Origin of the sequence: Stutzerimonas kunmingensis, assembly GCF_032106285.1 — a bacterium.
GTDB classification, from domain to species: domain Bacteria; phylum Pseudomonadota; class Gammaproteobacteria; order Pseudomonadales; family Pseudomonadaceae; genus Stutzerimonas; species Stutzerimonas kunmingensis_B.
This window is the reverse complement of sequence record NZ_DAMCPO010000005.1, coordinates 44,287-63,362: the sequence shown is the minus strand read 5'-3', so window position 1 is coordinate 63,362 and position 19,076 is coordinate 44,287. Positions and strand designations below refer to the sequence as shown.

The following is a 19,076-nucleotide window of genomic DNA, read 5'->3' as shown; positions in this document are numbered from 1 at the left end:
ACTCAAGAGCATCCCCATGAACGATTTTTCAATCCCCGGCAGCCAGTCCACTCCCGCCATCCAGTCCGACTGGGAAAAAGGCATCGTCTCGATGCAGGGCGACTCGTACCCGGAAAATTCCTACGAGCTGTTCCACCAGGTCTACGAATGGATCGAGCGCTTCCTCGGCGAAGCCGCACATCCGCTCAACCTCGAGCTGCGCCTGCTGTACCTGAACACCAGCAGCATCAAGGCGATGATGGACATCTTCGACCTGCTCGAAGCCGCCTATCAGGAAGGCCGGCAGGTCGCGGTCAACTGGTACTACGACATCCGCAACGAGCGCGTCGTGGAGTTGGCCGAAGAGTTCAAGGAAGACTGCACCTTCCCCTTTTCCATCCAGAGTCACGACTGACAGAAGGTCGATATGCGTGGGCCATCGCCGCTAGAGCAAGAGGTCATCAATCTCCTCGCCGATCCGCAGTTCGAGGGGCACCCGCTGAAGGAAGCCCTGAGCCAGCTGTGGGGAGCGCACCATGACCTGCTTGGCCGAATCGAACGCATCGCCCGCGTATCGGACGGCTACCAGAGCATCGCCCGCGAGCGCGAACTGAGCCTTTCGGCGCGCTTCGACAAGCAGTTGCGCCAGCTGGAAAAGGTCGCGCGCATCTCCGACCGCTACCAGATGATGATGCAGGACCTGAATGCCTCGCTGCGCGAGGCCTCGACCTTGGACACTCTGACCGGCATCGCCAACCGCCGCCTGCTCACCGAGCGCCTGCGCGAGGAAAGCGAGCGCGCCAAACGCTACGGCCGCCCGCTGGCCCTGGTCATGCTGGACATCGACCGCTTCAAGGTCATCAACGACGAGTACGGCCACGAAGTCGGCGACCGCGTGCTGATCGAAGTGGTGCGCGTCATGGAATCGGAGATTCGCGAGCACGACCTCTGTGGTCGCTGGGGCGGCGAGGAATTCCTTATCCTGATGCCGGAAAGCAGCGCCGAGATGGCCTGCACGGTGATGCGCCGCCTTGGCGACAGCATTGCCGCGCTCGGCGTGCGGGTGAACGATGACCTGCTCGGGGTCACCGCCAGCATGGGTATCGCCGAGCTGCGCGCCGACGAAACCTACTCGAGCACTATCAACCGCGCCGACATCGCGCTGCTGAGAGCCAAGCGCAGTGGTCGCAACCGCTGTGAGCTGGCCGACTAGCCATCACCCGAACAAGCACAAGAATGACGCACCCATCGCTCCATTTCAGTGCAAATGGAGCAACGCCTCCGCCTCTTAAAGTCTGAAGCATCGGGAAACATAGAAGCCAGACGCCACGCACGGAGCCGAAACCTTCAGCACCACAGCCCTTCTAACGCACCATTTCGCGGCATGCCAGACCCATGTCGCACTTCCGCGGTGCAAATCAGGTTTGCTACAGTCGCCGGCCAAAATTATTAATGACTGCCGACACGCGGTCGCCGAGGGCCTACCTGATGATCGAAACCGTTGATGCCTTTCTCGCGCGGTTGAAGCAACGCGACCCCCACCAACCCGAGTTCCACCAGGCGGTGGAAGAAGTGGTTCGCAGCCTCTGGCCCTTCCTCGAAGCCCATCCGCATTACATGCAGGCCGGCATCATCGAACGCATGGTCGAGCCGGAGCGCTCGATCATCTTCCGCGTACCCTGGGTCGACGATCAGGGCCGTGTGCAGGTCAATCGCGGCTTCCGCATCCAGATGAACAGCGCCATCGGCCCATACAAAGGTGGTCTGCGCTTCCATCCGTCGGTGAACATCGGCGTCCTCAAGTTCCTCGCCTTCGAACAGGTCTTCAAGAACTCCCTGACTTCGCTGCCCATGGGCGGCGGCAAGGGTGGCTCGGACTTCAACCCCAAGGGCAAGAGTGACAACGAAGTGATGCGCTTCTGCCAGTCGTTCATGACCGAGCTGTACCGCCATATCGGCGCAGACCTCGACGTTCCGGCCGGTGACATCGGCGTCGGCGGCCGCGAGATCGGCTTCCTCTTCGGCCAGTACAAGCGCCTGTCCAACCAGTTCACCTCCGTCCTGACCGGCAAGGGCCTGGCCTATGGCGGCAGCCTGATCCGCCCGGAAGCCACCGGCTACGGCTGCGTGTACTTCGCCGAGGAAATGCTCAAGAGCAGCCACAGCAGCTTCGACGGCAAGCGCGTGGCCATCTCCGGTTCCGGTAACGTCGCGCAGTACGCGGCGCAGAAAGTCATGGAACTGGGTGGCCGGGTCGTCTCGCTGTCCGACTCGGGCGGCACCCTGCACTTCGCGGACGGCATGACCGCCGAGCAGTGGACATACCTGATGGACCTGAAGAACGTCCGTCGCGGTCGCCTCGAGGAGATGGGCACGCACTTCGGCGTCACCTACCTGGCCGATCAGCGTCCGTGGAGCCTGCCGTGCGATATCGCCCTGCCCTGCGCCACGCAGAACGAACTGGATGGCGAAGACGCCCGCGCGCTGCTGAAGAACGGCTGCATCTGCGTGGCCGAAGGCGCGAACATGCCGTCGACCCTGGAAGCCGTCGACCTGTTCCTCGAGGCCGGCATCCTCTACGCACCGGGCAAGGCATCCAACGCCGGTGGTGTGGCCTGTAGCGGACTGGAGATGAGCCAGAACGCCATGCGCCTGCACTGGACCGCCGGTGAGGTGGACACCAAGCTGCACGGCATCATGCAGTCGATCCACCACGCCTGCGTCGCCCACGGCGAGGAAAACGGTCGAATCAACTACGTGAAGGGCGCCAACATCGCCGGCTTCGTCAAGGTTGCCGATGCCATGCTGGCCCAGGGCGTCGTGTAACGGCTGCGCCCGCCCCCGAGCCTCAGCTTGAAAGACAAAGCCCCCGTCGGATCGTCCGGCGGGGGCTTTTGTTTTGTTGCGCGAGACTCCGCGCGGCAATCGCCTACCAGTAGTTCTCCACCGCCACCTGGCCGGGCCTGCGCGTCATCGCCAGGTTCAGATCACGCGCTTTCAGCACCGCACGGGTGTCCTCGATCATCTGCGGGTTGCCGCAGAGCATGATCCGCGAATGCTCGGGCGTCAGCTGCAGATCGGCGGCGCGCTCCAGTTCGCCGTTCTCGATCAGCGTGGTGATGCGTCCGTGCAGCGCACCGGGTATCTGTTCGCGCGTTACCACCGGCAGGTACAGCAGCTTCGAGCCCAGACCATCCAGGTAGTCGCGTTGCGGCAGTTCGGCGATCAGCTGCTGATAGGCCAGCTCACGCGCCTCGCGCACGCTGTAGACCAGAATGATGCGCTCGAAGCGCTGCCAGGCCTCGAAGTCCTGCAGGATCGAAAGGAACGGCGCGATCCCGGTGCCAGTTGCCAGCAGCCAGAGGTCGCGGCCGTCGGGAAAGCGATCGAGGGTGAGAAAGCCGAAGGCCTGCTTGTCCACCAGCAGCTCGTCGCCGACTGCCAACCGGCTCAGCTCGCTGGTGAATTCGCCGTCCGGCACCACGATGGAGAAGAAATCGAGAAACTCGTCGTGCGGCGCCGAGACCATGGAATAGGCGCGCCAGACGATGCAGCCGCTTGGCTTGCGCACACCGAGGCGGGCGAACTGCCCGGCGGTGAAGCGAAAACCGGGATCGCGGCTGGTACGCAGAGTGAACAGGTTAGGCGTCAGCGTCTGCACCTCTAGCAGGCGCTGGCGGGTGAACTTCTCTTCGCTGGCGGTCATACTTCGCTCCCTCCGAGCATCTTCGGGCCCACTGCACGCAGCGCCCGCATGGGTCCTTGATACTCCTTTACGCAGCCGACAAACACCGCCAGTTCTCATGCCTATTCTCGATACCCCCTATGCAAGCCTCGATCTGATCCGCCAGCCGGAGCAGCCCAACGAGCCGCTGCAGGCCTTCGATGCCGCCGACGAATACCTGCTGGCCCAGCTGCATGAGCAGGGATTGCCAGCGGCCACGCGAGTGCTGATCCTCAATGACAGCTTCGGCGCCCTGGCTTGCTCGCTGGCCGCACACGTCGCGGTCACCAGCAGCGGCGACTCGCACCTCGGCCACCTGGCATTGCAAAAGAACCTGGCACGTAACGAGCTGCCGGCCGAGCGCGTGCGCTTCGTACCTGCCAGCGAGGTCGCCCAGGGCCCGTTCGACCGGGTGCTGATTCGCGTACCGAAAACCCTTGCCCTGCTGGAAGAACAGCTGATCCGCCTGCACGGCCAGCTGGCGCCCGGCGCGCAGGTGATCGCTGCGGCGATGATCAAGCATCTGCCGCGCGCCGCCGGTGATCTGCTGGAGCAGTACATCGGCCCGGTGCAGGCTTCGCTGGCGGTGAAGAAGGCACGTCTGCTCAGCGCAACGCCAAGCGCGAAACCGGCGCCGCAGTCGCCCTACCCTACCCGCTACCAGCTCGATCAGCCGAAACTCGAGCTGCTCAACCACGCCAATCTGTTCTGCCGCGAAGGCCTCGATATCGGCACCCGCGCCTTCCTACCACATCTGCCGCAGGCACTCGGTGCGCTGCGCGTCGCCGATCTCGGCTGCGGCAACGGCGTGCTCGGTATCGTCTACGCGCTGGGCAACCCGCAGGCGCAACTGACACTGGTGGACGAGAGCTACATGGCTGTGCAGTCGGCACGGGAGAACTGGCAGGCAATCCACGGTCAGCGCCCGGTCGAGATTCGCGCCGGCGACGGCCTGGCCGAGCAACCGCCGACCTCGCTGGACCTGGTGCTGTGCAATCCGCCGTTCCACCAGCAGCAGGTGGTCGGCGACTTCCTCGCCTGGCGCATGTTCACCCAGGCCAAGGCGGCGCTGGCCAAGGGCGGCGAGCTGTGGATCGTCGGCAATCGCCACCTCGGCTATCACCTCAAGCTCAAGCGCCTGTTCGGCAACGCCGAGCAGGTGGCCGCCACACCGAAGTTCGTCATTCTGCGGTCGATCAAGGCATGAGCGAGGCGCCGGTCCGCCTCAGCATCCGGCAGTTCGCCGCGCGCTGCGGCCTGTCCGCCGATACGCTGCGCTATTACGAAAAGATCGGCCTGCTACGGCATGTCGCTCGGGACGCCAGCGGCTTTCGCGTCTATGGCCCGCGCGACCTGGAGTGGATCGGCTTCATCCTGCGCCTGAAAGACACCGGCATGGCGCTGGACGACATCATCCGCTATGCCGAACTGCGCGAATGCGGCGATACCACCCTGGCAGCGCGCCAGGCATTGCTTGAGCAGCATGCTGCCAGGCTGCACGAACGCATCCAGCGCGACCATCAGCATCTCGACGCGCTGCGGGCGAAGATCGCGCTGTATCGGCAGCAAACTTCCGCTTGACCTGGAGTTCACTCCAACCCGCAGGCTTTCCTCTGACCTATTGAGAGGAAAGCTCCATGTCTGTATCAGCCCGCTATACCGAAGGCCTGGCCAAGCTCGACGAGATCGACGGCGAGGCCGGGCGCAAGGTCATCGACAGCCTGCAAGCCATTGCGCCGGATCTGGCGCGCTACGTGATCGAATTTCCCTTCGGTGACATCTACCAACGCCCCGGCCTCGACCTGGCCCAGCGTGAGCTGGCGACCGTGGCGGCGCTTACCGCGCTCGGCCACTGCCAACCGCAGTTGGCCGTGCACGTTCACGGCGCGCTGAACGTCGGCTGCACGCCGGAGCAGATCGTCGAGGTGGTGATTCAGATGGCGGTTTACGCCGGTTTCCCGGCCGCGCTCAACGGCATGCACACGGTCAAGGCGGTCTTTGCCGAACGGGGCCTTTTGCCGGATGTGTAATCGGCAAACCAGCACACCACGTGGCTAAGCCGGCCGAAAACAGGTTCTGTGCCCTGGCGCGGTGGCGGTTGGTGGGCTAGCCCACCAGCCGTACGGACATCGCAGCCGCCGTCAAAGGCGCGTTACAGCACCTTGTCCAGGGTGATCGGCAGATCCCGCACGCGCTTGCCCGTTGCGTTGTAGATCGCATTGGCCACCGCCGCCGCCACGCCGACAATGCCGATCTCGCCCACGCCTTTGGACCCCAGGTCGTTGACGATCTCGTCGTGTTCCTCGACGAAGATCACGTCGATCTCGGGAATGTCCGCGTTCACCGGGATGTGGTACTCGGCAAGGTTGTGGTTCATGTAGCGGCCGAGTCTGTGATCGATCAGCGTCTCCTCGTGCAGCGCCTGGCCGATGCCCCAGACCACGCCGCCGACGATCTGGTTGCCGGCGGTCTTCGGGTTGACGATGCGGCCCGCGGCAATCGCGCTGACCACGCGATTGACCTTGATGGTGCCAAGGTCCTCGTCGACGCGCACCTCGACGAACACTGCCGAATGGGTCGCGGTGGCCCAGGCGTCGCGCTTCTCGTCGGGCTTGACGCTGGCTTCGGCGTCCAGCGCCCCGCTGACCTGGACGATGTCGCGCAGCGCCACGGCATGTTCGCCGGTTTTCAGCCGCAGCTGCCCATCGACGAACTCCACCGCGTCCAGACTCGCCCCGGTGAACGGCGAGGCCGGCGACTGCTGCACGGCGTCCAGCAGCTTCTGCCGCAGGCCGGCGCAGGCGCGCTGCACCGCACTACCGACCGAGGACACGGTGGCCGAACCGCCTTCCAGCGGCGCCTGCGGCAGGCTGGAGTCGCCGAGACGGAATTCCACCTCGCTCATCGGCAGGCCCATCGCGTCGGCGGCGATCTGGGTCATCGCGGTGTAGGTGCCGGTGCCGATGTCGGCGGTGGCGCTGGTTACCAGCAGCCTTCCATCCGCGTCGAGACAGGCGCGAGCGGAGGCCGGCATCTGCATCGCCTCCCAGACACCGGTGGCCATGCCCATGCCGACCAGCTGATGGCCGTCGCGCAGACTGCGTGGCTGCGCCGCGCGCCGCGACCAGCCGAAACGCTCGGCGCCCTGCTGGTAGCAGGCACGCAGCTCCTTGCTGGAATAGCGCTTGCCCTCGTTGCCGTTGATCTCGGTGTAGTTGCGCAAGCGCAGCTCCAGCGGATCGATACCGACTTCATACGCCAGCTCGTCCATCGCGCACTCCAGCGCATAGACGCCGATGGTCGCCCCCGGGGCGCGCATGTCCAGCGGGGTATAGACGTCCAACGGCGCCAGACGGTAGCCGAGGCGCACGTTGTCGCAGGCGTAGAGCATGCCGGACCATTCCACCTCGTGCTCGGTGAAGTCCTCGAAACACGAGGTCTGGCCGATGGCCCTGTGCTCGATGGCCTGCAACCGCCCTTCGCCATCGGCGGCGAGCTTGAGCTGCTGGACGGTCCGCGGGCGATAGCCGAAGGTGAACATCTGCTGGCGGGTCAGCTCGACGCGCACCGCGGCCTTGAGCTTGAGCGCGGCCATCACCGCCAGCGGCAGCTGGTATTGCGGGCGCAGGCCGGAGCCGAAGGCACCGCCGACGAAGGGCGACAAGACGCGGATCTTGCCCTCCATGTCGAACACCTGTTCCAGGTAGCGTTGGCAGTTCTGCACGCCCTGGGTCTTGTCGTGGATCAGCAGCTCCCCGCCCGGCTGGTACTGGACGATGGAAGCATGCGGCTCCATGGGGTTGTGGTGTTCCACCGGGGTTTCGTACTCACGGTCGATGCGATTTGCCGCCGCCGCGAACGCCGAGTCGAAATCACCACGCGGCTCGGGCAGTTCGGCAGGCGCATCGTGGGCCTGATCGCGCACGGCCTGCAGATCGGTCTGGTGCGCCTCGACCTCGTATTCGACTCGCACCAGGCTCGCCGCATGGCGCGCCAGGGCCTGGGTCTGGGCCACCACCAGCGCCAGAGGCTGGCCGCTGTAGAGCACGCGATCGTTGTACAGCGGGCGGAACGGCGAGCCTTCGGCGGCATCGTCGTCCTCGTAGGGCTTGTCGTAGCTGGCCACCGGCGGGCGGTTCTGATGGGTCAGCACCAGGCGCACGCCGGGCAGTGCCTCGGCCGCGGCGGCATCGATGTGCGTGACTCGGCCACGGGCGATGCGGCTGGAGACCACCGCGCCGTAGAGCAGCCCCGGCACCTCGGCCTCGGCGGCGTAACAGGCCTTGCCAGTGACCTTGAGCGGACCGTCGACACGGTCCAGCGGCTTGCCCAGTGGAGAGTTGGCGCTGTTCATCGGACGGTTCCTCCGGCGGCTTCGGTCAGTGCACGCACGATGGCGCGCCGAGCCAGGTCGATCTTGAAAGCGTTGTCGGCAAGCGGTTGCGCGCCTTGCAGCAGGCGGTCGGCTGCCGCTGCGAAGCAGCCCGCTTCGGCGCGCTTGCCACTGAGCTGGTCTTCGGCCTCTTCGATACGCCAGGGCTTGTGCGCGACTCCGCCGAGGGCGATGCGGGCGCGGCGGATGACGTCGCCATCCATCTCCAGGGCCGCCGCGACGGACACCAGGGCGAAGGCGTAGGAGGCGCGGTCGCGCACCTTGAGGTAGGCGCAGTGGCTGGCAAAGCCTTCCACCGGCAGTTCGATCGCGGTGATCAGCTCGCCTTCGACGAGTACGTTGTCCTGCTGTGGCTGGTCGCCGGGCAGACGGTGGAAGTCCACCAGCTCCAGTCGTCGCTTGCCGTGCGGCCCTTCCACATGCACCCGCGCATCCAGCGCCGCCAGCGCCACGCACATGTCCGACGGATGCACGGCGACGCAGTGTTCGCTGGCGCCAAGAATCGCGTGGATGCGATTGCGTCCGTCACGCGCGCTGCAACCGGAGCCCGGCTCACGTTTGTTGCAGGGCGTGGCGGTGTCGTAGAAGTAGTAGCAACGGGTGCGCTGCAGCAGGTTGCCGCCGGTACTGGCCATGTTGCGCAGCTGCGGCGACGCCCCGGCGAGGATCGCCTTGCTCAGCAGTGGGTAGCGCTGTTCGATCTGCGGGTGCCAGGCCAGGTCGGCGTTGCTCACCAGCGCACCGATGCGCAGGCCGCCCTCGGCGGTCTGCTCGATCTCGCGCAGCGGCAGGCCGTTGATGTCGATGAGCTGGCCGGGTTGCAGCACGTTTTCCTTCATCAGGTCGAGCAGGTTGGTGCCGCCCGCGATATAGCGGCTGTCCGGCCCGTGCAGGGCGATGGCCTGGTCGATGCGTTCGGGGCGCTGGTAGCTGAACGGCGTCATTGCGCACCCTCCTGGCCGCGCAGCGCCGGCAGTGCGTCTTCGATAGCGGCAAGAATGTTCGGATAGGCGCCACAGCGGCAGAGGTTGCCGCTCATGTGCTCGCGGATCTCGTCGCGGCTGCTGGCACGGTTCTCCGCCGCGAGCCCGGCCGCCGAGCAGATCTGCCCCGGCGTACAATAGCCGCACTGGAAGGCATCGTGCTTGACGAAGGCCGCCTGCAGCGGATGCAGCGCCTCGGCGCTGGCCAGACCCTCGATGGTGGTCAGGCTGGCGCCGTCGTGCATCACCGCCAGGGTCAGGCAGCTGTTGATGCGCCGGCCGTCGAGCAGCACCGTGCAGGCGCCGCACTGGCCGTGATCGCAGCCTTTCTTGGTGCCGGTCAGGCCGAGCTGGTCGCGCAGCAGGTCGAGCAAGGTGGCCCAGGGTTGCACCTGGAGCTCACGGCGCTCGCCGTTCAGCTCCAGGCTGATGGTGCAGGTTTGGCCTGCAGCTGAAGAATGTTCGCTCATGGCAGCCTCACGGTTTGGGCGTTGGTGTGCGCTGTCCGTGCGTCTTGGGGTACGACTGGCGTGGCGCGAAAATCGTTCAGCACCGCTGGCCGAGTGGCTGCGCTGGCGGAGAGTCGTCTCGTGGGGAACGGCGTGGCGCTACGCGGGAGCGACCGAAGTCTGCTTCGCGCAGGTCCCGGCAACCACCGAGGCGACTTGGGTTCAGGCCTGCCGGCGATCATCGGGATGGTCGATGTCCTGCAGCACGCCGGGATCGTTCAGGGCGAGCGCCAGTACCGGGTGCGCGACGAACAGCGCCTGGGCACCGCGATCGCCATCCAGCTGCAGCAGCGCATCGCGATGGGCGCTGCCGATGCCGCGCGGATGGCCGGGGCGGTCGTCATAGGTCGGCACGACCAGATTGTCTTCGCGGATGGCCGCCGCGATCTCGCGCAGGGTCCGCGGCCGCACATAGGGCATATCGGCCAGCGCCACCAGCCAGCCGCGCGCCACCGGCGCGTGGGCCACGGCCTGCGCGAGGCTGTGGCCGAGGCCGCGGGTGTCCAGCGCAAGCACCTCGCAGTCGGCAGCGTTGGCGCTCAGCCAGTCGCGCAGCGGCAGATTGTCTGCACGGGTCACCACCAGCAGCCGTTCGGCGACACCACGAAGGTTGGCCAGCGTGGCCGCCAGCACCGGCGGCGAAGACGCAGCAGCCAGGCTGGCCGCCAGCAGCTTGTCCGCCCCACCGGCGGCGCGGTAACGGCTGCCCTGCCCGGCGGCGAGGACGATGGCGCAAACGCCCTGCTCAGGCACAGCGCTGTTCCGGCAACGCCTGGCTGACCAGGGCGCCGTTCTTCAGCGCCACCACCTCGGCCATCAAGGACAGCGCGATTTCCGCCGGCGTACGGCTGCCGATGGGCAAGCCGATGGGGCCGTGCAGGCGCTGCACCTGGCGCTCGCCGAGGCCCAGCGAGAGCAGGCGCGCCTTGCGCTTCTCGCTATTGACCCGCGAGCCCAGCGCGCCGACGTAGAAAGCGTCCGATTGCAGCGCGGTAAGCAGTGCCATGTCGTCCAGCCGCGGGTCGTGGGTCAGCGCAACGATGGCGGTGTGCGCATCCGGCTCGATGGCCAGCACGGCATCGTCCGGCATGCCGGGCACGAAGCGCACGGCGGCCGCATCCCAGTCATGGGCATAACCTTCGCGCGGGTCGCAGATCAGCACCTCGAAGCCGAGGCCGTGGGCCAGGTCGGCGACATAACGCGACAGCTGCCCGGCGCCGATCATCAGCAGGCGCCAGGCCGGGCCGAATGGGGCGCGCAGGGTATGGCCATCGAACTGCAGCGCGGCGTCGCGGCCGGCGGTTTGCAGCGTTACGTCACCACTGGCGATATCCACGCAGCGCAGCAGCCGCTCGTGCCCGGCGCAGCGACGCAGCAGCTCGTCGATCCAGCCGGCATCGCGCAATGGCTCCTGCAGCAGGCGCAGGGTGCCACCACAGGGCAGACCGAAACGCGCGGATTCTTCCTTGCTCACGCCATAGGTGATCAGCTGGCCGGTCGACGGAGGCTGGTCAGCCTTGACTCGGGCGAGCAGATCGTCCTCGACGCAGCCGCCAGACACCGAGCCTTCAACGCGGCCATCGCCGCGCAGCGCCAGCAGCGAACCCACCGGACGTGGCGCACTGCCCCAGGTTTCCAGCACCGTGTAGAGCACCACCGCGTGGCCGTCGCGCAACCAGTCGCGGGCGCGCCGCAGCACCGCCAGATCGACACTGTCCATTGATCTCCTCGGATTCAGCCCATTGCTGCCAGGACCTCCGGCAATGCAAGGAGTGACCGATCCGAGGCGAAGTTAGTTCGTCGTTGCCGGCACCAGCATGGCGTCGGCTACTTCGCGGCGCTTGCCGCGACCGGCCAGATGCTCCACCAGGGTCAGGGCGAACTCCAGGGCAGTCGCCGGGCCCTGGCTGGTGATGCAGTTGCCGTCCACCACCACCGGCTGGTCAAGGAAATGCGTGCCGGTGAGGTTGTCGCTCATGCCCGGGTAGCAGGTCACCTGACGGCCTTTGAGCACGCCGTAGGGATGCAGCGCCACCGCCGGCGCCGCGCAGATTGCCGCATAGTCCAGCCCGGCCGCGGCCTGCTGGCGTACGCGCTCGCCCAGTGGCTCCAGCTCGCCGAGGGTCTTCGCGCCGGGCATGCCGCCGGGCAGCACGATCAGGTCGAAGTCCTGCGCCAGCACGTCGAGCAGCATGGCGTCGGCGGTGATTCGGGTACCGCGCGCGCAGGTCAGCATGCGCCGCTCTTCGGCACTGGCCACCAGTACCTCGAACTCGGCACGCCGTAGCACGTCGATCAGGGTGACGGCCTCCAGGTCTTCGGAACCGTCGGCGATCGGAATCAGGACTCGTTTGCTCATGGCGTTCACCTGCTCAATGGAAATTCAACCGCGCTGCCGGCCGGTGTAAGATGCGCGGCTTTTGCGACGACACGCGAATCGCCCGCCAGAGGCGACAGCCCTCACACTGACCGGCACATAGGGGATCGACCATGCTGGAAAAGCTATTTCAACTCAAGGCGCACAACACCACGCTGCGCACCGAGGTCCTGGCCGGTATCACTACCTTCCTGACGATGGCCTACATCCTCTTCGTCAACCCGAGCATCCTCGCCGAAACCGGCATGGATCACGGCGCGGTGTTCGTTGCCACCTGCCTGGCCGCGGCCATCGGCTCGGCGATCATGGGACTGCTCGCCAACTACCCCATTGCGCTGGCGCCGGGCATGGGCCTCAACGCCTTCTTCACCTACACCGTGGTTCTGACCATGGGTTACGCCTGGCAGACCGCCCTGGGCGCGGTATTCCTCTCCGGGGTGATCTTCTTCCTGCTGTCGATCTTCAAGATCCGCGAGTGGATCATCCACAGCATTCCGCTGGCCCTGCGCGCCGGCATTGCCGCGGGTATCGGCCTGTTCCTGGCGATCATCGCGCTGAAGAACGCCGGCATCGTGGTCGACCATCCAGCGACGCTGGTGGGTCTCGGCGACCTCAGCGCCGGCGGCCCGCTGCTGGCCTGCCTGGGCTTCTTCCTGATCGCCGCGCTGGCCTATCGCAAGGTTACCGGCGCAGTGATGATCGGCATTCTGGTGGTCACCGGGCTATCGATCCTGCTGGGCCTGTCGCAGCTCAATGGCGTGGTGTCGATGCCGCCGTCACTGGCACCGACCTTCATGCAGCTGGATATTATCGGTGCGCTGGACATCGGCCTGATCAGCGTGATCTTCGCCTTCCTCTTCGTCGACCTGTTCGACACCTCAGGGACGCTGATCGGCGTCGCTCAGAAAGCCGAGCTGCTCGACAAGGACGGCAAGCTGCCGCGCCTGGGCCGTGCATTGCTGGCCGACAGCACCGCCACCATGGCCGGCGCCGCACTGGGCACATCCACCACCACCAGCTATATCGAGTCCGCAGCCGGCACTGCTGCAGGCGGTCGCACCGGCCTGACCGCCTGTGTCGTGGCGCTGCTGTTCCTGCTCAGCCTGTTCTTTGCCCCGCTGGCCGGTGCCGTGCCGGCCTACGCCACCGCACCGGCGCTGCTGTTTGTCGCCGTGCTGATGATGAGCAGCCTGGCCGGCATCGACTGGGACGACATGACGGTCGCCGCACCTGTGGTGGTCACCGCACTGGCCATGCCGCTGACCTTCTCCATCGCCAACGGTATCGCCTTCGGCTTCATCGCCTGGACTGCCGTCAAGCTGCTGGCCGGACGCTGGCGCGAACTGAGCCCGGCCATGTGGGTGCTCTCGGCGCTGTTCGTGGTCAAGCTGGGCTGGTTCGCCGGCTGACGTTCCGCAGGGTGGATGACGCTTTTTTTCATCCACCTTTGATACGGAGACGGTGGATGGATAAAGCGTCAGCTGCGCGCCCCGATCCACCCTACGATTTATCTACCATTCCAAGAGTCTTCATGAGCGCTCCGCAATTCGACCCCGCCACTTACGACACCCAGCTTGCCGAGAAGACCGCGCGGCTGCGCGACCTGCTGGCACCTTTCGCGGCACCCGAGCCCGAGGTATTCGACTCACCGGGCGCGCACTATCGCCTGCGCACCGAATTCCGTCTGTGGTACGACCAGGGCCAGCGTCACTATGCGATGTTCGAGCCGGGCGACAACCACACGCCGATCCTGATCAATGACTTCCCCATCGCCAGCCGTCGCATCAACGAACTGATGCCGCAACTGAAAGCCGGCTGGCAGGCCAGCGATGCCTTGGGGTTCAAGCTGTTCCAGGTGGAATTTCTGACCACCCTGGCGGGCGACGCGCTGATCACTCTGGCCTATCACCGACCGCTGAACGAAGCCTGGCAAGCTGCAGCCGAACAGTTGGCGGCGAATCTGGGTGTGAGCATCGTCGGTCGCTCGCGCGGCAAGCGCATCGTCATCGGGCGCGACTATGTCGAGGAAGAACTCGTGGTGGCCGGGCGGACTTTCCGCTATCGCCAACCCGAGGGCGCCTTCACCCAGCCCAACGGCGAGGTCTGCCAGAAGATGCTGAACTGGGCCTTCGAGGCGCTCGGCGAGCGCGACGACGACCTGCTGGAGCTCTACTGCGGCAACGGCAACTTCACCCTGCCGCTGTCCACCCGCGTGCGCCGCGTGCTGGCCACCGAGATCAGCAAGAGCTCGGTCAATGCCGCGCTGGCCAACCTGGCCGACAACGGCACCGACAACGTCACCCTGGTGCGTCTGTCCGCCGAGGAGCTGACCCAGGCACTCAACGAGGTTCGCCCGTTCCGCCGCCTGGCCGGCATCGACTTGAAGAGTTATGACTTCGGCAGCGTCTTCGTCGACCCGCCGCGCGCCGGCATGGACCCCGACACCTGCGAGCTGACCCGCCGCTTCGAGCGCATCCTCTATATTTCGTGCAACCCGGAAACCCTGGCGCAGAACATCGCCCAACTGCACGACACCCATCGCATCGAGCGCTGCGCACTGTTCGACCAGTTCCCCTATACCCATCACATGGAGTCCGGGGTGTTGCTGGTGCGCCGCTGAGGCAGTGATCGGGTTCTGTATGCGGATAGCCAGCGGGACATAGCCAGACTTTTCGTTTTAGCAGTCCTTCGGCCTGCATTCGCCGCGAGGGCGCGGCGCCCACGAGATGTGCGATGGGGCTTGGCTTCTTCGTGGGAGTTCCGCCCTCGGGGCGAAGCGCTTAGCTCCGTACGCATATCAATATTCAACCTGCAGCTCGGCGCTGCGCGGTTCGGCCTGGCAGGCCAGCGCCCAGCCCTGGCGCACCTCGCTTTCGCTCAGCACCTGGTTGCTGCGCATGCTCACGCTGCCCTCCACCACCCGGCATTTGCAGGCGGCGCAGACACCCGAGCGGCAGGCGCTCGGCGGTTGCAGCCCGGCCTGTTCCATCGCCTCCAGCAGCACCTCGCCACGCGGTACGTCCAGTTCGTGACGGCGACCGTCGAGCGCGACCCGCAGGCGACTGCGGCGACCGCCCGTCTCACGGCCCGCCTCGCCACGCGGCGCCGCCGCCCCAAAACGCTCCAGATGGATGCGCGCCGCCACCACCCCCAGCTCGCCCAGCGCCACGCTGGCGCCATCCATGAACGGCTGCGGGCCGCAGACAAAGGCCTCGGCAAGCGGCCAACCGGCCAGTTTCGCGGCGATGGCCGCAGCATTCGGCACACCCTGCTCGGCATCGAGCCAGATGCGCAGTTGCAGACGCTCGGGGTAACGCGCAGACCACTCGGCCAGCTCCTCGGCAAAGATCAGCGAGGCGGCATCGCGGCTGGCGTAGAACAGGAACACCCGCCCGCTGCCCTCGACCAGCGCAGCCTGCAGGATCGCCATCAGCGGCGTGATGCCGCTGCCGGCACCGAGCAGCAGCAGATCGCCCTCCAGGCTGCGCGGCACGAACACCCCGGACGGCGGCAGCGCCTCGATGCAGTCGCCCGCCTGCAGATTGTCCAGCAGCCAGTTCGACGCGCGCCCGCCGGGCACCCGCTTGATAGTGATGCGCAGCGCGCCATCCGCCTGCGGCCGCTGCGACAGCGAGTAGCAGCGCAGCAGCGCCGGCTCGGCACCGGGCACCTTGAGCGTGAGGAACTGCCCCGGCTGCGTGGTAAAGCGTACGCGCTGGGCGGCTGGCACCTGCAGGGTGAACGAACAGCTGTCGGCGGTTTCAGCCTGGCGTGAGACGATGCGCAGGCGGGTGAATTCCCCCTCGACCGGCGACGGCGACAACGCAAGTGAAGTCGCTACCGGCGCCGAGGTCGAAGGTGCAGTCGAAGCCGGTCCCGACTTCGGCACGCCACGCAGCATCGGCCATACCGCCTTGCGGCGGAACAGCAGCACATAGCCGACATGCAGGCCGATCAGCCACAGCCCCAGGTTGGCGAAGAACTCGTGCACCTCTTCGGCGTCGCCCATCCAGCCGACGAATTCGATGTCGCTGGCGGCGCCGAAGACATCCGGCCCCACGCCCGGCAGGGCGGCCAGCACATCACCGTTGTCTACCATGCCCAGACCGACCACGCTGGCAATGGCGAAACTGCCCAGCGCGCCGACCGTCAGCCACTTGCCGACGCTCGACAGGCCCGGCTTACTCCGCTGGCCCTTCGGCGGCAGCAACTGCGGGAAGCCGCGCAGGCGCAGCGGCACGATCAGCAGGCGCCACATCAACAGCGCCACCAGGCCATAGCCCAACCAGATATGCAGCGTCTCGGCGTCGTCACCGCTGAGGTAGGCGCCAAGAAAGAAACCGGCCAGCAGCCAGTGGAACAGACGGAAACGATTGAAAGCAGCCACGACGGCGATCCTCTTTGAATGGATGCCGCCTTTGTATTCCTGCGAGCTGAAACGAAACTGAACGGCACCGACCGCTGCGCTTCAGCTTGGCGTAAGGTAGCGCGCCTAGGCTGCGCTCATTCCCAACCGGAGAGCGCACCATGAAAGCCCGCTGGATCATCCTCCTGTCCTGCTGCCTGAGCCTGCCGGCCCTGGCCAAAACCGAACACCCACTGCTGGCCGGCTACGCCGCACAGGCGCGTCAGGAGAATCCGAACTTCACCAGTTTCTCCGCCGAGCGCGGCAAGACACTGTACTTCGCCGAGGAGCAGCGCAACGGCAAGACCATGAGCTGCACCACCTGCCACACCGCCGACCCGCGTCAGCCCGGCAAGACGCCGGCGCACCGCAAGGTCGATCCGCTGGCGCCGGCAGCCAACCCCGAGCGCTTCACCGACCTGAAGAAGGTCGAGAAATGGTTCCGCCGCAACTGCGACGACGTCTACGCCCGTGAATGCACCGCGCAGGAAAAGGGTGACTTCATCAGCTGGATCGACAGCATCAAGTAAGGAGCCCGCCATGAAGATTGCACCCCTCGCTGCCGTCGCCGGGCTGGGCCTGACCCTGGTATTGGCCGGCCTCAGCTTCGCCGATGACGACGACCATCACGAGCGCAAGGGCTACAAGCGGCCCAAGCGCCTGTCGGTACCGAGCGACGCACCGCTGGTGTGGAAGGAAGAATGCGCGGCCTGCCACATGCTCTATTCTCCCGGCCTGATGCCTGCAGATGCCTGGCGCGAGCAGATGCGCACCCTGGGCGATCACTACGGCAGCAACGCGTCGCTGGACCCGGTGCAGGAAAAGGAAATCCTCGACTTCCTGGTTCGCGCCTCGGCCGCCAACCGCCTGCCGGTGGAGCCGTCACCGACCGCCGGCGAGCCGCCACGCATCAGCCAGACCCGCTGGTTCGAGCACAAGCACGACGAGGTCAGCGAAGCCAAGTTCGCCCGCGAGTCGGTCGGCGGCCGCTTCAACTGTGTGGCCTGCCATCGCGACGCGGAAAAAGGCGACTTCGACGAGGACCGGGTGAAGATTCCGCGCTGAGGCAAAAATAGCCGGAACATTTCGCCAACCGTTGCGTTATATCCCTGCGGCAACCCGGTCGGCAGCACATGGGCACCGGTAAAAGCCGAGGCGCTGACAACGCCGGCAGGTTTTAGCGGTGCCCTCTGCGGTCAGCCCAGACGAGCGTTTAATGAACGACAGCGAACAGGACCTCATCCAGCAGGCCGCGCGTGGTGATCGCCAGGCGTTCGGCACGCTGGTGCGCGTCCATCAGGCGCGGGTCTTCCACTTCCTCCGTCGCCTGCTCGGCAGCGCCGACGAGGCCGCGGACCTGACTCAGGAAACGTTCATCCGCGCCTTCCAGGCGCTGCCCAGATGGCGTCCGGAGGCACGCTTGCAGACCTGGTTGCTGCAGATCGCGCGCAATGCCGCGCTGGATACGCTGCGCCAGCGGCAGCGCTACGTCGACGTGGCGCCGGAGAAACTGGCCGAGCCGGTCGATCCGGCGCCGTCGCCGCTGAGCCGGCTGCAGACCGGGCGCGACTTGGCGTTGCTGGAACGGCTGCTGGCCCGTCTGCCCCACGAACAGCGCGAGATCTTGCTGCTGCGTGAGGTAGAAGGGCTGGCCTACAACGAACTGGCCGCCACGCTGCAGCTCAATGCCGGCACCGTCAAGTCGCGCCTGGCACGCGCCCGCGAGGCGCTGCTGCACGGCTATCGCCAGGCCAACGGAGGCACCCTCGATGACTGAGCATCTGGACATGGCGAGCCTGTCCGCCTATCTCGACAACGAACTCGACGCCGCCAAACAGCGCCACGCCGACGCCCACCTGGCGGTTTGTCCGCAGTGTCGCGCCACCCTGGCCGAACTCGACGGGCTCGGCCAGGGCTTGCGTGCGCTGGTCTGCCCGGAATTGCCGGCCGGGTTGCAGGCGCGCCTGCAGCGGCCCTTCGCGCCGCCGCCCGCGCGCAGCTGCTGGTGGGCCCGGCACTGGGCGCAGGGTATCGGCGCCGCGGCGTCAGTCCTGCTCGGCCTGCTGCTCGGCTATGCCCTGCCCGGCCAGCCGCCGGGCAGCTCACCCAGCCACGACCTGCTCGCCGTCCTCGGCAGCGCCCCACCCGGCGCGCTCTGCGCGCGCCCCGAATTCTGCTACCTGAAGGTAAACCTGAAATGAGCAACACCACCCTGCGCAACGCCCTGGTCCTGTCCGTGCTGGTCAACGTCGGCGTGCTCGCCGGCCTCGGCTGGCAGAAACTCAGTCACGACGGCCTGCCGATGCCCTCCGGCGCACCGACCGAGCTGTCGCGCGAGCTGCAACTGAGCGCCAGCCAGCTGCAGCGCTGGCACGATACCGAGGCGCCGTTCCTGGCCTACCTGCGCGCCTCCAACGCCAGCCTCGGCGAACACCGCAACCGGCTGATCGAGGCGATCTTCGCCGAACAGGTGGACCGCACGGTGATCGACGCCGAGCAGGCGAAGATCGCCGAACTGCAGAATGAACAGCAGCGCCTGCTCATCGACCAGCTGCTGCAGGAGCGCGAAATCCTCGAACCGCAGCAGCGCGCGCGGCTCGCCCAGGTGCTCACGCAGCAGTCGCTCGGCGCCGACAGCATCGAGCAACTGCACCGCAAATGACGGATTGCACGACGCGATGGAACAAATCCGTCGCGCCTGCGTTA

General features: G+C 66.4%; 21 protein-coding genes. 13 read left to right on the top strand and 8 right to left on the bottom strand.

Features of this window, described 5'->3' with window-relative positions:
• The first annotated feature begins 16 nt into the window (after positions 1 to 16).
• The 3 genes from siaC (at position 17) to gdhA (ending at position 2,805) form a co-directional block, all read left to right on the top strand.
• The gene (siaC, locus tag RT582_RS05705; protein ID WP_014821465.1) at positions 17 to 394 is read left to right on the top strand and encodes a biofilm regulation phosphoprotein SiaC; all 378 of its coding nucleotides are present in this window, start codon (positions 17 to 19) and stop codon (positions 392 to 394) included.
• Between the two features lie 12 nt (positions 395 to 406).
• Positions 407 to 1,192 (top strand): biofilm regulation diguanylate cyclase SiaD, encoded by a 786-nt coding sequence (siaD, locus tag RT582_RS05700; protein WP_014821466.1) that lies wholly within the window; start codon positions 407 to 409, stop codon positions 1,190 to 1,192.
• 275 nt (positions 1,193 to 1,467) lie between these two features.
• The gene (gdhA, locus tag RT582_RS05695) at positions 1,468 to 2,805 is read left to right on the top strand and encodes an NADP-specific glutamate dehydrogenase (RefSeq protein ID WP_014821467.1); all 1,338 of its coding nucleotides are present in this window, start codon (positions 1,468 to 1,470) and stop codon (positions 2,803 to 2,805) included.
• Between the two features lie 103 nt (positions 2,806 to 2,908).
• On the opposite strand, the gene RT582_RS05690 is transcribed toward gdhA, so the two are convergent.
• The gene (locus tag RT582_RS05690; RefSeq protein WP_014821468.1) at positions 2,909 to 3,685 is read right to left on the bottom strand and encodes a ferredoxin--NADP reductase; all 777 of its coding nucleotides are present in this window, start codon (positions 3,683 to 3,685) and stop codon (positions 2,909 to 2,911) included.
• A gap of 97 nt (positions 3,686 to 3,782) precedes the next feature.
• Here RT582_RS05690 and RT582_RS05685 point away from each other — a divergent pair, with 97 nt between their 5' ends.
• Genes RT582_RS05685 through RT582_RS05675 form a run of 3 tightly spaced genes read left to right on the top strand, consistent with a single transcriptional unit; the run spans position 3,783 to position 5,733 of the window.
• Positions 3,783 to 4,910, top strand: a complete 1,128-nt coding sequence (locus RT582_RS05685; protein WP_014821469.1) for a methyltransferase — start codon at positions 3,783 to 3,785, stop codon at positions 4,908 to 4,910.
• Entirely contained in the window at positions 4,907 to 5,284 is a 378-nt protein-coding gene (locus tag RT582_RS05680; protein ID WP_014821470.1) for a MerR family transcriptional regulator, read from the top strand. The genes RT582_RS05685 and RT582_RS05680 overlap by 4 nt, the downstream gene beginning before the upstream one ends.
• 56 nt (positions 5,285 to 5,340) lie before the next feature.
• On the top strand, positions 5,341 to 5,733 hold the full coding sequence (locus RT582_RS05675; RefSeq protein WP_014821471.1) for a carboxymuconolactone decarboxylase family protein: 393 nt from the start codon (positions 5,341 to 5,343) through the stop codon (positions 5,731 to 5,733).
• A 122-nt stretch (positions 5,734 to 5,855) separates the two neighbouring features.
• Here the strand turns inward: RT582_RS05675 and RT582_RS05670 are convergent, their stop codons facing one another.
• The 6 genes from RT582_RS05670 to RT582_RS05645 all read right to left on the bottom strand — a co-directional run bounded on the left by RT582_RS05670 (position 5,856) and on the right by RT582_RS05645 (position 11,947).
• The gene (locus RT582_RS05670) at positions 5,856 to 8,057 is read right to left on the bottom strand and encodes a xanthine dehydrogenase family protein molybdopterin-binding subunit (RefSeq protein WP_014821472.1); all 2,202 of its coding nucleotides are present in this window, start codon (positions 8,055 to 8,057) and stop codon (positions 5,856 to 5,858) included.
• On the bottom strand, positions 8,054 to 9,040 hold the full coding sequence (locus tag RT582_RS05665) for an FAD binding domain-containing protein (RefSeq protein ID WP_014821473.1): 987 nt from the start codon (positions 9,038 to 9,040) through the stop codon (positions 8,054 to 8,056). Before RT582_RS05665 ends, RT582_RS05670 begins: the two co-directional genes overlap by 4 nt.
• On the bottom strand, positions 9,037 to 9,549 hold the full coding sequence (locus RT582_RS05660) for a (2Fe-2S)-binding protein (protein WP_014821474.1): 513 nt from the start codon (positions 9,547 to 9,549) through the stop codon (positions 9,037 to 9,039). The genes RT582_RS05665 and RT582_RS05660 overlap by 4 nt, the downstream gene beginning before the upstream one ends.
• A 201-nt stretch (positions 9,550 to 9,750) precedes the next feature.
• Positions 9,751 to 10,341 carry a nucleotidyltransferase family protein gene (locus RT582_RS05655; RefSeq protein ID WP_014821475.1) on the bottom strand — a complete coding sequence of 197 codons (591 nt, stop codon included), beginning with the start codon at positions 10,339 to 10,341 and terminating at the stop codon, positions 9,751 to 9,753.
• On the bottom strand, positions 10,334 to 11,308 hold the full coding sequence (locus RT582_RS05650; RefSeq protein ID WP_014821476.1) for an XdhC family protein: 975 nt from the start codon (positions 11,306 to 11,308) through the stop codon (positions 10,334 to 10,336). Before RT582_RS05650 ends, RT582_RS05655 begins: the two co-directional genes overlap by 8 nt.
• A 72-nt stretch (positions 11,309 to 11,380) precedes the next feature.
• Complete coding sequence (locus tag RT582_RS05645) at positions 11,381 to 11,947, bottom strand: DJ-1 family glyoxalase III (protein WP_014821477.1); 567 nt, start codon at positions 11,945 to 11,947, stop codon at positions 11,381 to 11,383.
• Positions 11,948 to 12,078: 131 nt separating this feature from the next.
• Here RT582_RS05645 and RT582_RS05640 point away from each other — a divergent pair, with 131 nt between their 5' ends.
• Both RT582_RS05640 and trmA read left to right on the top strand, forming a co-directional pair.
• Complete coding sequence (locus RT582_RS05640) at positions 12,079 to 13,374, top strand: NCS2 family permease (RefSeq protein WP_014821478.1); 1,296 nt, start codon at positions 12,079 to 12,081, stop codon at positions 13,372 to 13,374.
• Positions 13,375 to 13,496: 122 nt separating this feature from the next.
• Positions 13,497 to 14,585, top strand: coding sequence for a tRNA (uridine(54)-C5)-methyltransferase TrmA (trmA, locus tag RT582_RS05635; protein ID WP_014821479.1), 1,089 nt, complete (start codon positions 13,497 to 13,499; stop codon positions 14,583 to 14,585).
• A gap of 177 nt (positions 14,586 to 14,762) precedes the next feature.
• Here the strand turns inward: trmA and RT582_RS05630 are convergent, their stop codons facing one another.
• Positions 14,763 to 16,352: a 2Fe-2S iron-sulfur cluster-binding protein gene (locus tag RT582_RS05630; protein ID WP_014821480.1), complete on the bottom strand. Its 1,590-nt coding sequence runs from the start codon at positions 16,350 to 16,352 to the stop codon at positions 14,763 to 14,765.
• A 140-nt stretch (positions 16,353 to 16,492) separates the two neighbouring features.
• Here RT582_RS05630 and RT582_RS05625 point away from each other — a divergent pair, with 140 nt between their 5' ends.
• From RT582_RS05625 to RT582_RS05605, 5 genes are all read left to right on the top strand, one after another.
• Positions 16,493 to 16,900 carry a DUF1924 domain-containing protein gene (locus tag RT582_RS05625; RefSeq protein ID WP_014821481.1) on the top strand — a complete coding sequence of 136 codons (408 nt, stop codon included), beginning with the start codon at positions 16,493 to 16,495 and terminating at the stop codon, positions 16,898 to 16,900.
• 10 nt (positions 16,901 to 16,910) lie between these two features.
• Positions 16,911 to 17,435, top strand: coding sequence for a diheme cytochrome c (locus RT582_RS05620; RefSeq protein WP_014821482.1), 525 nt, complete (start codon positions 16,911 to 16,913; stop codon positions 17,433 to 17,435).
• Positions 17,436 to 17,586: 151 nt separating this feature from the next.
• Entirely contained in the window at positions 17,587 to 18,147 is a 561-nt protein-coding gene (locus tag RT582_RS05615; RefSeq protein ID WP_014821483.1) for an RNA polymerase sigma factor, read from the top strand.
• Positions 18,140 to 18,571 (top strand): anti-sigma factor family protein, encoded by a 432-nt coding sequence (locus RT582_RS05610; protein ID WP_014821484.1) that lies wholly within the window; start codon positions 18,140 to 18,142, stop codon positions 18,569 to 18,571. Before RT582_RS05615 ends, RT582_RS05610 begins: the two co-directional genes overlap by 8 nt.
• Positions 18,568 to 19,032, top strand: coding sequence for a periplasmic heavy metal sensor (locus RT582_RS05605; protein ID WP_014821485.1), 465 nt, complete (start codon positions 18,568 to 18,570; stop codon positions 19,030 to 19,032). Before RT582_RS05610 ends, RT582_RS05605 begins: the two co-directional genes overlap by 4 nt.
• Positions 19,033 to 19,076: the final 44 nt, after the last annotated feature.